Source organism: Nonomuraea sp. bgisy101 (genome assembly GCF_057708945.1).
Genome location: NZ_JBYITD010000010.1, coordinates 105,101 through 119,805, shown reverse-complemented (window position 1 = coordinate 119,805; position 14,705 = coordinate 105,101). Strand labels below are relative to the sequence as shown.

The following is a 14,705-nucleotide window of genomic DNA, read 5'->3' as shown; positions in this document are numbered from 1 at the left end:
GGGGCTGCGCGCAGTGCACGTGCTCGTCATGACGGTGGTGCATAACCCCGAGGACGCCCGGATCCTGCACCGGCAGATCCGCGCCCTCGTGGATGCCGGTCATGAGGTCACGTACGCGGCGTCCTTCTCCGCCCACGGCGTGGTCGCCAGGCCGTGGGTCAACGGCATCGACCTGCCCCGAGCGGCCCAGCGCAAGCGCATGCGCGCCGTGTGGGCCGCGCGCAGGGTGTTCAAACGCCTGCGCGACAAGGTCGACCTGGCCCTGATCCACGACCCCGAGCTGCTGTTCTCGGTCTGGGGCGTCCGCCGCAGGCCGCCCGTGGTCTGGGACGTGCACGAGGACACCCCGGCGACGCTGTCGCTGAAGCCGTGGCTGCCGTCGTTCCTGCGCCCGCCGGTCCGCTTCCTGGCCCGGCTGCTGGAGAGCACGGCCGAGCGCAGGCTGCACCTGCTGCTGGCGGAGACCGCCTACGCGGGAAGGTTCAAGCACGCGCACCTGATCGTCCCCAACGAGACGTGGGTGCCTGACTCGGTCACCCCGCCGGGCGACGACAGGGTGGTCTACCTCGGCTGGCTGTCCAGGGCGCGCGGCGTCCAGGAGGCGATCGAGGTCGGCAGGCTGCTGCAGCCGTACAGGGTGGCGGTGGAGCTGATCGGCTACGCCGACCCGCAGTCGCGCCCCGCGCTCAACCAGGCGGTGGCCGAGGGCGTGCTGGAGTGGCGCGACTTCATGCCGAACGACGAGGCGCTCAAGCGGCTCGACGGCGCGCTGGGCGGCCTGTCGCTCCTGCACGACGAGCCCAACTACCGCCACTCCATGCCCACGAAGATCGTGGAGTACATGGCGCACGGCATCCCGGTGATAACGACTCCTTCGCCGCGCGCGGTGGAGCTGGTCGAGCGGTACGAGAGCGGGATCGTCGTGCCGTGGGAGGACCCCAAGGCCGTCGCCCAGGCCGTCCTGTCGCTGAGGGACGATCGGCGCGGCCGGCACGCGATGGGCGCGCGCGGTTACGCCGCCGCCCGCGCCAACCACCACTGGCCGAACTCGGCGCGCAGGTTCGTCTCCCAGCTGGAGTCCTGGGCGGGCGTCAAGAAGTAGCGGTTTATCCCCCGCAGATCACGAGGGCGGTAGGTTCCTGAACGTGCGCTGGCTCACTGTGCTTCTGGGTGCGGCGATCCTCGCCGCCATCGCGGCGGTGGTCGTCGTCCTTCCCGACAACGAGCCGATCTCGAGCGACACCCGGGCCTCCGCCGTTCCCTCCACGTCGAAGAAGCCGCTGCCGCAGCCGACCGTCAAGGAGTACAAGGACGCCTGCGGCACCTTCGACCTGCAGGACGTCAAGCCGTACGCGGTCACCGGCTACTGGATCACCCCGTCGAGCAACCCGTGCACGTGGCGCCACCAGATGGAGGAGATCCACGCCGCCGGCGGCGACACCGTCATCAGGATCGGGTACGGCCTGCAGTACCGCACGGTGGAGGACGGCCGGATCCTGACCAGGGACGGCGAGGTCGACGCCCGCTACACCGACTGCGAGGGCTGCTGGCAGGAGGCCGAACAGGATCTCAGGCAGGCCAACCCGGACAACAGGATCGGCCGCACCTTCGTCTACAGGACCGACGAGAGCTTCGGCCCCGGCCTGCTCCGCTGCCCGCAGATGGAACGCGCCATCAGGCACGGCAAGCGCGTCTACTACCGGCTCCTCGCCGCCCCGGACGGCTCCGACGACGCCACCTGCGACTTCACCAGCACCGGGCGCGCCTACGACCTCATCCTGGTCGCCGGCTCGTCGGAGGACAGCCTCACCGAGCTGCTGCGCCTGGGCGACATCTTCGGCGTGCAGGTCTTCCCCTCGCTGCCGATGGCGCCGCGCGACTCGGCCGTGGCCACCAGAGCCAGCTCGAAGCACCTCCCCGTGCTCGTGACGCTGACGCGCAGGATCCTGCAGGACTACGGCGACCGCTTCAAGGACAGAGCCTCACTCGGCGGCTTCTACCAGCCCTTCGAGCTGCAGTTGGGCGCCACCATGGCGACCAACCCGACCCTGCAGGTCTACTCCGAGCAGCACACCATCATCGAGCAGGAGCTGCCCGGCAAGCCGATCCTGGTCAGCCCCTACATGGACGCGCGCAAGCGGGTGCCGTTCGGCCAGACGCCCAAGCAGGTGGCCGAGGGCTTCAAGGCCCTGGCCAAGTCGGGTGTCGGCATCATCGCCCCGCAGGACAGCAGGGGCACAGGCAAGGTCGGCCTGTTCTGGCCCGACCAGCGCGACAACGAGGTGGACCCGCGCCTGCGGCCGGTCGTCGGCGAGACGACCTACGACACCGCCTACCACGGCTCCACCCGCGACTACTACCGCGAGATGGCCCTTGCCCGCGAGCTCCTGGTCGAGGAGGGCTTCGAGGTGGAGCTGTGGGCGAACGTCGAATCGTTCGAGCCCTCGGCCGTCACGCCGTGCCAGCCCCAGGGCACCCGCGGCGCCACCGACAAGAAGCGCCTGGACGCCGCCGTCGCCATGACGGGACGCTACGTCCAGAAGGTCGTCTCCTACATGTGGAGTGACTTCTTCACCTGCGGCGACACCCCGCTCAAGGACCAGGTCATGGCCGACCACCTGCGGCCCATCGCGGTCGACGCGGTGAGGACGTCGCCGAACGAGGAGGACGGCGTCGAGATCCGCGGCTACAACCTGGAGCGCGGCGGCACCATCACCCTCACCTGGCCTGGCGGTTCGGCCGAACTCCTGATCAACGCCACCGACGCCCCCAACGAGGCCATGGCCGACCGCATCGTGGTGGCCTGGGTGCCCTTCGACTGGTCGCAGGTCCCGCTGGGCGTCTGGGTGTCGGTCGGGGTCCGCTCGCCCTCGGGACTGGAGGCGACGGAGCCGCTGCACATGCGCGTCAGCGTGTAACGTGCCTGGCATGGTCCCCAGCGTCCCGGTGAGCGTGGACCTCGTCGTGCTCACTGTCCGTTGCCAGGCGCTCTCCGCTCTGGTGTGGCGGCGGGACAACCCGCCGTTCCTGCGCAGGTGGTCGCTGTCCGGCGGGTTCATCCAGCTCGACGAGGACCTGCCCGACGCCGCCCGCCGCATCCTCGACGAACGCGCGGGACTGCCGGGCGCGCCGGTCCACCTGGAGCAGCTCCAGACCTACGGCTACCCCGACCGCGACCCCCGCCAGCGCGTCCTGTCGGTCGCCTACCTGGGGCTCGCCCCCGACCTGCCCGCCTCGGAGAAGGCGCACATGGCGTGGGTGCCGGTCAGCGAGCTCACCGTCATGGCCTTCGACCACCGGCGCATCATGCTCGACGGCATCGAGCGGGCCAGGGCCAAGCTGGAGTACACCTCGCTGGGGGCGGCGTTCTGCCCTCCCGAGTTCACGGTGGCGGACCTGCGGCGCGTCTACGAGATCGTCTGGGGGCGGGCTCTCGACCCGCGCAACTTCCACCGCAAGGTCACCAAGGCCGAGGGCTTCCTGGTGGAGACCGGCTCGACGACCACCCGCGACGGCGGGCGTCCGGCGAAGCTGTACCGCCGCGGGCCCGCCGAACTGCTCCACCCGCCGATGCTGCGGTCGCTGAAGGAGTGACGGACCGGCCCGGATCGCGGGCATCAGGGCCGGCGGCACCGGTCGGCCGGTAGAGGGTCCGCCGGGTGGACCGGCGGGAGACCTGCGGTTCCGGCCACGACTACCATGGGGCCATGCCTCGTTTCCGTGCGATTCTTGACACAATGCCCCCGTACAAGGCGGGCAAGGCCGTAGTGAGCGCCGACGGCCGGTCGTTCAAGCTGTCCTCCAACGAGTCCCCCTACGACCCTCTGCCGTCGGTCGTCGAGGCGATCGCCGAGGGCGCGAGGCAGATCAACCGCTACCCCGACCCGGCCGCGACCAGGCTCACCGAGACGATCGCCGCCCGGTACGGCGTGCCGCCCGAGCATGTGGCGCTGGGCGCGGGCTCGGTCACCGTGGCCCAGCAGCTGTTCGAGACGTTCGGCGAGCCGGGCGTCGAAGTGATCTACGCGTGGCGCTCCTTCGAGGCGTACCCGCTGCTGGCGGACCTGGCGGGGGTCACCTCCGTGCGGGTGCCGCTGGACGGCGAGGACCACGACCTCGACGCGATGGCGGCGGCCGTCACCGACCGCACCCGGATGATCTTCGTCTGCAACCCGAACAACCCGACGGGGACCTCGATCAGGCGGGCGGAGCTCGAGGCGTTCCTCGACAAGGTGCCCTCCGACGTGCTGGTGGTGCTGGACGAGGCCTACCGCGAGTACGTCCGCGACGCCGACGTGCCCGACGGGCTCACCCTCTACAGGGACCGGCCGAACGTCTGCGTCCTGCGCACGTTCTCCAAGGCGTACGGCCTGGCGGGGCTGCGCGTCGGCTACCTCGTCGCGCACGAGCCCGTGGCGGCGGCGGTCCGCAAGACGATCGTTCCGTTCGCGGTCAACCACCTCGCCCAGCTCGCCGCCGTCGCCTCGCTGGCGGACCCGGCGGAGAAGGAGCTGCTGGAGCGGGTGGACTCGGTGGTCAAGGAGCGCACCAGGGTCCGTGAGGCCCTCATCGCCCAGGGCTGGACGGTGCCGCCGTCGGAGGCCAACTTCGTGTGGCTGCGGGTGGGCGAGCGGACGCTGGACTTCGCGGCGGCCTGCGCGGTCGAGGGTGTGGCCGTGCGGCCGTTCCCCGGTGAGGGGGCCCGCGTGTCGATCGGCACCCCCGAGGCCAACGACGCCTTCCTCCAGGCCGCGGCCGCCTTCCTGAAGTCCTGACGGCAGGCGCGTCATGTCCTATCGCTTCGGTGTCCAGCTCTCCCCCTCCTCGGGCGACCTGCCCGGGCTCCGTGAGCTGGCCAGGCTCGCTGACCGGGAGGGGCTCGACCTCCTGGGTGTGCAGGACCACCCCTATGCGGGTGGTCTGGTCGACACGTTCAGCCTGATCGCCACCATGCTTGCCGACACCACGCAGATCCGGATATTTCCTGATGTGGCGAGTCTGCCGCTTCGAGGGCCCGGTGTGATCGCCAAAGCCGCCGCGACGCTCGACCTGCTCAGCGGCGGGCGGTTCGAACTCGGTCTCGGTGCCGGGGGCTTCCGCCAGGCGATCACCGCCTTCGGCGGCCCCGACCGGACCGCCGGCCAGAACCAGGTCGCGCTGGAGGAGGCCGTCGAGATCATCCGGGGTCTGTGGCGGGCAGGCGAGAGCGTCAAGGTGTCCGGCGAGCACTACTCGATGGACGGCGTCCACGCCGGCCCCGCCCCCGCCCACCCGATCGGGATCTGGTTCGGGAGCGTCGGTCCGAAAGCGCTCGCGCAGACCGGCCGCGTCGCCGACGGCTGGGCGGCCCCCATCCCGCACTACCTGCCCTACGAGAAGTGGCGGGCGTCCCAGGACATCATCGACGGGGCCGCCGCCGAGGCCGGGCGACAGCCGTCCGACATGACCAGGATCGCCCAGCTGGTCGGTCACATCACCGACGCCCCCGGCGAGGTCGTCCTGCGCGGCGAGGCCCCGATCCGGGCCACCGCGGAACAGTGGGCGGAGGTCATCGCCCACCTGGCCACCGACGTGGGCTTCGACTCGTTCGTCTACTGGCCGGAGCAGGCCGACGCCACCCAGCTGACCGCCTGGGCCCGCGACGTCGTCCCGGCCGCCCGCGCCCTGCTCGCCAAGGAGTAGACCGCCGCAGGGCCACCTGGAGGCCGTCGGTGAGCTCGGTCAGCGCCGCCTGCGCGGCCGTTTCGGGGATCTTCAGTGCGCCGGTGATCCGGTCGACGAGCTGGGCGCGGTCGATGGATCCGCCGTTCGGCACCCGTGGAAACGAAAAAGGGCCGTCCCCCCGAGGGAGGACGGCCCTTGGACGAGGTCATTCCAGGCGTAACAGGCGGGACAGCGTGATCAGGTGGGAGGCGTTCGTCGCCGTGAAGCCGGTGTACTTCGTGGCCGCCAGGGTCCACACCTGCCGGTCGAACTCCGACAGCTCCAGCCACGAGTGCAGGAAGTAGTCGACGCCGTTGGCGGCCCCCGTCCCGTCCACGTACAGGCTGAATCCCGGCGCGCTCGTCGACCCGTTCCACATCTTGGACTTGAGCGTCTTCGTGAACGCCGTCATGTCGGCCGCGGTGAACACCTGCCCCCGCCGGTAGAACTCCACGAAGGCGGACACGTCCACGTTCGCGTGCGAAAGGTCCTCCTTCTTGGTGGTGTACGTCGCGTAGTTCCAGACGTAGGCGCCGGCCGAGCCGGTCAGATGCCCCTTCGCCCACTGCGCGACCTTCGTGGCCCTGTCGAGGTAGGTGGGGTTGCCGTTGACCTCGTGCAGCACGGTCAGCAGGTTCGCGAAGCCCAGCGGCATGTTGAACGGCAGGTCGTTGGAGCTCCTGACGTGACTGAACGTGTCGACGTTCGGCGACTGCTGGTAGGACGTGCCGTTCCAGGTGTTGCCGAGGTAGCCGCTCTGCTCCCAGCGCGGCACGATCTCGTTCTCGAGGAAGGCCCGGTACGCCGCGGCCTTCGCGCTGTATCCGGACAGGGCAGGAGTCTTGGCCACCAGGCGGACGAACTCCGCGATCGGGATCCCGATCATGGCGTCGTGCACGATGTAGGGGAAGATCCCGTTCAACCGCACGTCGTCGAAGTACGCCGACCCGCTCACCGTGTAGGACGCGTGCTCCAGCCACACCTCGGGCGCCCGCCCCGCGGGAATGTCGCAGGTGGTCTGCTTGAGCTGCCACGCGGTCGACGCGTACTCCAGCATGCACAGCGTCGTGGACCCGTCGCGCAGCACGACCCGCCCCACGACCGAGCCGGTCCGCTTGCCCCAGGCCCGCAGGACGTGCTTGGTGCCGCCCGCGTAGTCGGCGCCGATCTTCTGCCGGAGCTTCTTCCACTTCGTCTGGTCGGAGACGACGCGCACGGACTGGGTGCCCGTGCCGCTGCCCGGCACGTCGGTGGTCCGGTAGATGTGGCTGCCCGTGTCCTGGAACCTCGTCCAGTTGGCGGGCAGCGTGGTGTCGCCGCTCGCGGCCGACTCGAAGCTCGTGTTGGCCAGCTCGGGCGGTGAGTACTGGCTGGTGCTCCAGCCACTGAAGCCGTCGTTGTCGATGTCGTCGGCGTTCGCGATGATCGTGTCCGCATGCGTGACGATCTTGTCGAGCCAGGCGGTGTCCTGCGTCGCGGCGTAGACGTCGAGATAGCTGCGCAGGATGTAGCTCTCGCCCCACGCCAGGTTCGCGCTGCTCGGGTCGGTGTAGACGGCGTCGCCGATCGCCGCCTCCAGCGCCTTGTACTTCGTGAGCCACACACTCTCGGCCGCCGAGGCGGTCGACGAGACCGAAGCCGACGGCGAGGAGGCGGGAGCCTGGCCGGGGACGGCGGTCAGCAGCAGGGTCGCTGCGGCGATCAGCTTCGACAACATCATGACCCCCTACGGGCGTGCCAGTTGAGGTAGGCGACACAGCCCAGGTAGGAGCCGAGCTGCGGCTCCACGGCCCGGGCGTCGTAGATCGAGCGGGAGTGGCTGAACACCGTGTCGTCCCACTGGGCCACCGCCATCCAGCGGGGCGCCTGCAGGTACTGGCCCGCGCTGGTGGTGCTGCCCGTGCCGTTCACCCGCTGGAAGGCGGTGGGGATGCCGTCGGTTCCGGTGGTCGCCAGGTTCCTGCTGTAGGTGCGCGCGAAGCGGGCCATGTCCTGACCCTGGTAGAACAGGCGGTTGCGGAAGGCCGCCGCCGCGAACTCCACGTCGATCGCGCCGTGGCTGAGGTCCTCGACGCCCTGCCCCGGGTTGCTCGACGGCGTGTACTCGGAGATGTCGTCGGTCTTGGCGAACCCGCTGTAGACCTTGCCGAACGTCGGCCAGTACGTCCACACGTAGGCGTCGTCGGCGTCGACCTCGAGCTCGCGGGCGAACGTGCGGGCCATCCGCCTCGTGCGGTCCAGGTAGAACGGGTCGCCGGTGGCGGCGGCCAACTCGGCATAGGTCTGGCCGAGTGCGAGGCTCTGGTTGGTGGGCTGCTCGGCGCCGTCGTTGCCGAGCGGCGTGCCCTTGTTCCACACGAAGTACCCGTGGCCGTCCTCGGTCTGGCGCCACTCGTCGTCGTGGACGGCCGCCGCGTCCTTGGCGGCCCTCAGGTACTCCACGGCCTTGCTCCGGTACTTCGGTACGGCCAGCAGCCGCGGGCTCCTGAACACGGTCTTCGCGAACGACGCCATCGGATAGGTGATCATCCCGGTGTGCACGGTGAACACCACCGGCTGCGAGACGAACGGGGTCGCGCCGAGCACGGGCGCCGCGTCGCCCGCGGGCGACGGCCTGAGCTCCCTGGCCGTCACCAGCGTCGGCGTCGGGAACGCGTCGAAGATCCTGCGCACCGCGTAGTCGGGAGCGGCCGGGTCGAGCGACAGGTCGGGGAAGGTGGCCACCAGGTTGGTCCTGCTGTTCCTCACCTCCAGGGTGAAGCGGCCCTCGGCGGTGCCCGCCCGTACGGTCGCCACCGCGTTGTCGGCGTAGGTCAGCGCCGTCCGCACCTCCAGCAGCGGCGTCCCGCCCGCGTCCTTGAGCGTGACGAGGCCCGCGGTGTAGGGCGCCATGGCCCGCCACGCGGGCAGCGAGAGCCCCCGGTGATCCTTGACCCCGCGCACCGAGTCGCGGTTGGCCAGCACCAGGTCGACGTTGGTGATGAACCGGTCCAGGTAGTGGGTGTCCTTGTAGGCCTCGTACATCCTGATGAACCCGGCCAGGACGTACGACTGGCCCCACGCGAGGCCGCCGTGCTCGTTGGTGTCGGTGGGCCGGCCGGCGTTGCCGCTCTCGTGGAAGACCTTGTCGAACAGGTCGAAGGTCTCGCGCGAGGTGTAGTCGTGGCCCGCCGCGGCGCGGGCCGTTCCTGTGAAGGAGCCGAGGGCGCCCATGGCCAGGGCGCCGAGGGTGAATCGTCTGCGGGACAGCTGCATGGACGTGCCTCCGGGGGGTCAGGGGCGCTTGGCGAACCAGTTGAGGTAGGCGACGCAGAGCAGGGTGGAGCCCATCTGCGACTCGACGGCGTGGTCGTCGTAGACCTGGCGGGCGTGGGTGAAGAGTCCCGGATCCCACGGGGCCACCGGCATGAACCTCGGGGCCTGGAGGTACTGACCGGCCGGCGCGAGGCCGCCGCCGCCGTCGACGTAGAGGAAGGTGGTGGCGACGCCGTTGTCGGTGGTGGCCATGTTCCTGGTGTAGGAGCGGGCGAAGCGGGCCATGTCGAGCCCTCGGAAGCCCAGGCCCCAGCGATGCGCGACGGCGGCGAACTCCACGTCGATCCCCGCGTGGCTGAGGTCCTCCCGCTGCTGCGCGCCGACGGGCGGGCTGCCGTACGACGGGGTCCACTCGGAGACGTCGTCGGCCTGGGTGTAGCCCCGGTACATCTTCCCGAACGCGGGCCAGTACGGCCAGACGTAGGCGTCGTCGGCGTCGGCCGTCAGGTCGCCCGCGAAGGTGGCGGCCAGGCGCCTGGTGCGGTCGCGGTAGACCCGCTCACCCGTCGCCGCCGCGAGCTCGGCGTAGGTCAGGCCCAGGCCGAGGGTCTGGTTGGTGGGCTGCTCGGTGCCGTCGTAGGGGACCGGCATGTGCTTGGGCCAGATGAAGTAACCGTCGTCCATCCACTCCCGCTCGTGAACGGCCGCCGCCTCCCTGACCGCGGTGAGGTATTCGGCGGCCTTGGCCCGGTAGCGCGGATTCCTGCGCAGGCTGGGGCTGTGGTGGACGAGCCGTACGAAGGAGGCCATCGGGTAGGTGATCATCCCGGTGTGCACGGAGAAGAGCACCGGTGCCGCGGCCATGGCGAAGGTGCCGAGGGCCGGCGTCGAGCCGCCGGACAGGACCTTGGCCGTCACCATGTTCGGCGAGGGGTAGGCGGCCAGGACGCGTCGCACCACGTGGTCGGGGCCGGCCTGGTCCATCGTGAGGTCGGTGAAGGTGGAGACCCGCTTCTTCTTGGGGTTGTTCACCACGAGGGTGAAGCGGCCCTCGCTGCTGCCCGCCGTCACGGTCACGACGGCGTCGCTGACGTTGGTGAGGGCGCTGCGCACCTCGAGCGTCGGCCGGCCCTCCGCGTCCAGCAGGGTCACGCCGCCGGCCGAGTAGCTCGTGTTGCGCCAGGAGGGGAGCGACAGGCCGCGGTAGTCGGTCACCCCGCGCACCGAGTCGCGACCGGCCAGCACCAGGTCGATGTTGGTGATGAGCCGGTCGAGGTAGTGGGTGTCCCGGTAGGCCTCGTACATCCTGACGAAGGCGGCCAGCACGTAGGACTGGCCCCAGCCCAGTGCGCCCTGCTCGTTGGTGTGCGTGGGCTGCCCGGTGGCCCCGCTGTCGTGAAAGGCCTTGTCGAACAGGTCGAAGGTCTCCCGCGAGGTGTAGTCGTATCCGGCCGCGCCGGTGAATCCGAGCGCGCTCATGGCCAGCGCGCCCAGACCGAACTGCCTGCGAGTCAACATGGATGGCTCACCTTCTGCGGCGTCAGCCCTTGACCGCGCCGCGCATGCCTTCGAGGACGTGGCGTTGCATGAGCATGAAGACGACCACCACCGGGACGATCGAGACGATGGTGCCGGCGGCGAGCGTGCGGACGTCGGTGCCGGTGATCCCGGCGAGGTAGGCGATCCCGAGCGCGATGGGGTACTTCGCGGAGTCCTTCAGCACGACCAGTGGCCAGATGAAGCTGTTCCACACCGAGATGAAGCCGAAGATGCCGAGGATCGCCAGTGTGGGCCTGGCGGCGGGGAGCATGACGTGCCAGAAGATGCGCAGCTCGTGGCAGCCGTCGGTGCGGGCGGCATCGACGATCTCGCGCGGCACGCCTGCGAAGGTCTGCCTGACCAGGAAGATCCCGAAGGCCGACAGCAGACCCGGCAGGATCACACCCGCGAACGTGTCGGCCATGCCGAGCTGGGAGACCACGAGGAACCTGGGGATGAGCATGACCTCGCCCGGCAGGAACATCGTGGACAGGATGGCGAGGAAGATCAGTGTTCTGCCGCGGAAGCGCATCCGGGCCAGCGGGTAGGCGCACAGGGCGGAGACCAGGATGTGGAGCGGCACCATGACGCCGACGTAGATGACCGAGTTGAGCAGGTAGCGCGGGTACGGGATCGCCGTCCACGCCTCCTTCACCCAGTCGAGGACCGGCGGCCTGGGGATGATGTCAGGAGGGAAGGAGAAGACCGCCTGGCCCGACGGTTTGAGCCCGGCGGACAGCAGGACGAGGAACGGGCCGACGAAGGCGAGCGCGATCGCGGTGAGCAGGACGTACATGCCTGCGCGTCTCATCATGCTCGCCCCCTGGTGATGCGGTAGTTGAGCATGGCCATCGCGATCATCACGACCCAGAGCACGAGCCCGACCGCGCTGGCGTAGCCCATGTCGTAGTGCTCGAAGCCGGCCGACCAGATGTAGTAGCCGAGGGTCAGGGTCGCGTCCTGCGGCCCGCCCCTGGTCATCACGTAGACGGAGGTGAAGGCCTGCATCGCGTCGAGCATCTCCATGGTGATCGCGACCGCGATGTAGGGCACCATCAGCGGCACCGTGATGCGGCGTAACCTGTCCCACGCGCTGGCGCCGTCGACCCTGGCCGCCTCGTAGAGCGAGCTGTCGATCGTCTGCAGGCCGGCCAGATAGATCATCATGTAGAAGCCCATGCTCTTCCAGCCCTCGACCAGGATGAGCGCGGGCAGCGCCCAGAACGGGTCGAGCAGGTACTGGATCGGCTGGTCGAGCAGCCCGGCCCCGGTGAGGATCCAGTTGAGGACGCCCTGCTGGTGGAAGACGTACTCCCAGGCCACCGCGACGGCGACCATCGAGGTCACCACCGGGAGGTAGTACAGCATCCTGAAGGTCCTGATCCCGGGCAGCTTCTGGTTCACCAGGACGGCCAGCAGCAGCGGCGCCACGACCAGCAGGGGGAACAGCCCGATCAGGAACAGCACCGAGTTGAGCGTCGCCGTCCAGAACTTCGGGTCGCCCGCCAGTCTGACGAAGTTGTCCACGCCCACGAACTCGGGCGGTGACACCACGTCGTACTCCATGAAGGAGAGCTGGACGGCGGTGAAGGCCGGCCAGACGAAGAACACCCCGAACAGCGCCAGCGCGGGCAGCGCGAACAGGTACGGCGTGTACCACTGCTGCCCCGGGATCCTGTCGACTGCCATGCGAGTCCTAAAGTCCGTATAACGGCGGCCAGAATTTGGTGCAGCGTAAGCGGGTTTCGAGAAGGCCGTCAATCCCCTCGTTGGTCCACGAGCTCGGAAGTGCCAGGAATGGCTTCCTCCGGCCTTCGCGAAGGAAAGGGATTGACGCTCCCTCCCTCTGGTGAGATTCTGCCGAAAGTTGCCGTTGAGGACGGCCATAATCTTGGGAGGTGCGCCGTGATGACCAGAGGGGTCTTAACGGCAGGCGCGCTCGCGCTGTCCCTGCTCGTCTCAGGCTGCGTGGCCGGAGCCTCGTCCCAGGGCGCTCCGGCCGCCGACGACCAGCCCTTCGAGGGCGAGGTCGAGTTCTGGACCATCAACCTGAAGAAGAACTACAGCGACTTCATCACCGGCCTGATCGGCGAGTACCAGAAGCAGCACCCGAAGGTCACCGTCAAGTGGGTCGACGTGCCGGGCCAGGAGAGCGCCACCAAGCTGCTGGCCGCCGTGGCCAGCGGCGACGTCCCCGACGCGGTCAACATCTCCTCCCTCGACCTCGGCAGGTTCGCCCCTTCGCTCGCCCCGCTCGACGAGCACTTCAAGCCCGCCGACCTGGCCGACTTCCAGCCCAACCTGGTGGAACCGCTGCGCGTGGACGGCAAGCTCTACGCGGTGCCCTGGTACAACGGCGGCGCTCCCGTCGCCATGTACCGCACGTCGGTGGTCGGCAAGGCCGGCTTCGACGAGAAGGCGCCGCCGAAGAGCTTCGACGAGGCCCTCGCCCTGGCCGACAAGATCTACGCCACCACCGAGATCAACGGCATGAACGCGATCCCCGACCACAACGCGCTGCGCTACTACGGGATCAAGCTGCTGTCCGACGACAAGAAGACGGCGACGTTCAACACCCCCGAGGCCGTCGCGATCCTGGAGAGGTTCAAGAAGAGTTACGACGCGCACGGCATCGCGCCGGGCGCGGTCTCCAAGGACATCCGCAATCTGCCGCAGACGCTGGAGAACGGGCAGGTCGCCTTCAAGGCCACGGCCAACGCCGCCGAGCTGCTCAACATCCAGAAGAACGCGCCGGACGTCTACCGGGACCTCACCGTCACCACGCCGGTCAGGATGAGCACGGGCGGCTTCCTGCTGCTCGCCCAGCAGGCCTTCTCCATCCCGAAGGCCTCCACGCACAAGAAGGCCGCCGCCGAGTTCATCAAGTTCTTCACCAACGGCGCCAACCAGCTGGCCTTCTGCAAGATCGTCCCCATCTACCCGTCGACGGTCTCCTCGACCAAGGACCCGTTCTTCTCGGGAAGCGCGGGCGACGACCCGATGGCCGTGGCCAGAAGCGTGATCGTGAAGGGCCTGCCCGAGCTGGAGTACACCCCGATGGGCACGGCCAAGGACGCCGAGCTCGGCGAGCTCCTCTCCGAGGAGGTCAGGGCGTTCCTGACGGGGACCAAGAGCGCCAAGGAGGCGCTCGACACAGCAGAGAAGCGATGGAATGACGCACTTGCCTAAGCTCAGAATGGGGATCGTCGGCGCGGGGATCATGGGTCGCGGCCACGCCGAGGTCCTGGCCGCCCACCCTGACGTCGAGATCACCGCGGTGTCCCGCCGGCCGCTCGACGACGCCCCTGACGCGGCGGTGTTCGCCGACTACGCGGACCTGCTCGCCTCGGGCCTGGTCGACGCCGTCTCGATCACCACGCCCGACCACCTGCACGCCGACGTGATGGTGGCCGCGGCGCGGGCCGGGGCGCACATCCTCGTGGAGAAGCCGTTCACGACCACCGTCGAGGACGCCGACCGCGCGGTCGCCGCCATCAGGCAGGCGGGCGTGACCGCGATGTGCCTGTTCAACCACCGGTGGGTACCCGCCTACGCCCAGGCCAAGGAGCAGATGCCGCTGGTCGGCGAACCCGTCGTCGGCTACGCCCGCAAGGACGACACCATCCACGTGCCCACCGAGATGATCGGCTGGGCCGACAGGACCACCTGCGCGTGGTTCCTGTCCAGCCACGACGTCGACCTGGTGACCTGGCTCTACGACGACCAGGTGGTCGAGGTCTTCGCCACGGCCAGGTACGGCAAGCTGCGCGGCATGGGCATCGAGACGCCCGACGCCATGCAGATCCAGGCCCGCTTCAGCAGGGGGGCGGTGGCCACCTTCGAGTCGGCGTGGATCTACCCGAACACCTTCCCGACCATGGTCGACAGCTACGTCACCGTGACAGGCGAGTCGGGCGTCATCCAGCTCGACAGGCAGAAGGAGAACATCCAGCTCGCCACGGAGAAGGCCTACACCTACCCGCGCAACATGCTGCAGCGCGTCGTCCACGGCGTGCCCGCGGGCGCCTACCGCGACGCCATCCACCACTTCGTCGACTGCGCCCGCACCGGCGCGCAGCCGCTGATCACCGTGGAGAGCTCGCGGCACGTGACCGCCGTCCTCGCCGCCGCCCACGAGTCGGCCCGCACGGGAGCGCCGGTGAAGCTCTGATGTCCGTGGAGAAGGCACCGCACGTGCATCCCACGCG

At 69.4% G+C, this 14,705-nt stretch carries 12 protein-coding genes; 7 read left to right on the top strand and 5 right to left on the bottom strand.

All coding sequences use genetic code 11. From position 1 onward, the window contains the following. Nucleotides 1–13: 13 nt before the first annotated feature. The 5 genes from AC3EO4_RS20335 to AC3EO4_RS20315 all read left to right on the top strand — a co-directional run bounded on the left by AC3EO4_RS20335 (nt 14) and on the right by AC3EO4_RS20315 (nt 5,682). On the top strand, nt 14–1,102 hold the full coding sequence (locus tag AC3EO4_RS20335) for a glycosyltransferase (protein WP_431897093.1): 1,089 nt from the start codon (nt 14–16) through the stop codon (nt 1,100–1,102). Nucleotides 1,103–1,145: 43 nt separating this feature from the next. Then, the gene (locus AC3EO4_RS20330; protein WP_431897091.1) at nt 1,146–2,918 is read left to right on the top strand and encodes a DUF4434 domain-containing protein; all 1,773 of its coding nucleotides are present in this window, start codon (nt 1,146–1,148) and stop codon (nt 2,916–2,918) included. Between the two features lie 10 nt (nt 2,919–2,928). Continuing rightward, nucleotides 2,929–3,594: an NUDIX hydrolase gene (locus AC3EO4_RS20325; RefSeq protein WP_379574864.1), complete on the top strand. Its 666-nt coding sequence runs from the start codon at nt 2,929–2,931 to the stop codon at nt 3,592–3,594. 113 nt (nt 3,595–3,707) lie between these two features. After that, nucleotides 3,708–4,775: a histidinol-phosphate transaminase gene (gene hisC / locus AC3EO4_RS20320; protein WP_379574863.1), complete on the top strand. Its 1,068-nt coding sequence runs from the start codon at nt 3,708–3,710 to the stop codon at nt 4,773–4,775. A gap of 13 nt (nt 4,776–4,788) precedes the next feature. Then, entirely contained in the window at nt 4,789–5,682 is an 894-nt protein-coding gene (locus AC3EO4_RS20315; RefSeq protein WP_431897088.1) for an LLM class flavin-dependent oxidoreductase, read from the top strand. A 187-nt stretch (nt 5,683–5,869) separates the two neighbouring features. Here AC3EO4_RS20315 and AC3EO4_RS20310 read toward each other — a convergent pair whose 3' ends face one another. The 5 genes from AC3EO4_RS20310 to AC3EO4_RS20290 are packed head-to-tail and all read right to left on the bottom strand — an operon-like array spanning nt 5,870 to nt 12,186. Beyond that, entirely contained in the window at nt 5,870–7,423 is a 1,554-nt protein-coding gene (locus AC3EO4_RS20310; RefSeq protein WP_431897087.1) for a hypothetical protein, read from the bottom strand. After that, nucleotides 7,420–8,958 carry a hypothetical protein gene (locus AC3EO4_RS20305; RefSeq protein ID WP_431897086.1) on the bottom strand — a complete coding sequence of 513 codons (1,539 nt, stop codon included), beginning with the start codon at nt 8,956–8,958 and terminating at the stop codon, nt 7,420–7,422. Before AC3EO4_RS20305 ends, AC3EO4_RS20310 begins: the two co-directional genes overlap by 4 nt. 18 nt (nt 8,959–8,976) lie before the next feature. Next, entirely contained in the window at nt 8,977–10,476 is a 1,500-nt protein-coding gene (locus AC3EO4_RS20300; RefSeq protein WP_431897084.1) for a hypothetical protein, read from the bottom strand. A gap of 22 nt (nt 10,477–10,498) precedes the next feature. Beyond that, nucleotides 10,499–11,311, bottom strand: coding sequence for a carbohydrate ABC transporter permease (locus AC3EO4_RS20295; protein WP_379574857.1), 813 nt, complete (start codon nt 11,309–11,311; stop codon nt 10,499–10,501). Next, nucleotides 11,308–12,186, bottom strand: a complete 879-nt coding sequence (locus AC3EO4_RS20290) for a carbohydrate ABC transporter permease (RefSeq protein ID WP_431897082.1) — start codon at nt 12,184–12,186, stop codon at nt 11,308–11,310. The genes AC3EO4_RS20295 and AC3EO4_RS20290 overlap by 4 nt, the downstream gene beginning before the upstream one ends. Nucleotides 12,187–12,405: 219 nt before the next feature. Here AC3EO4_RS20290 and AC3EO4_RS20285 point away from each other — a divergent pair, with 219 nt between their 5' ends. Both AC3EO4_RS20285 and AC3EO4_RS20280 read left to right on the top strand, forming a co-directional pair. Further along, complete coding sequence (locus AC3EO4_RS20285) at nt 12,406–13,686, top strand: ABC transporter substrate-binding protein (protein ID WP_379574855.1); 1,281 nt, start codon at nt 12,406–12,408, stop codon at nt 13,684–13,686. After that, nucleotides 13,670–14,668, top strand: a complete 999-nt coding sequence (locus tag AC3EO4_RS20280) for a Gfo/Idh/MocA family protein (RefSeq protein WP_379574854.1) — start codon at nt 13,670–13,672, stop codon at nt 14,666–14,668. The genes AC3EO4_RS20285 and AC3EO4_RS20280 overlap by 17 nt, the downstream gene beginning before the upstream one ends. The last annotated feature ends 37 nt before the right edge of the window (nt 14,669–14,705 follow it).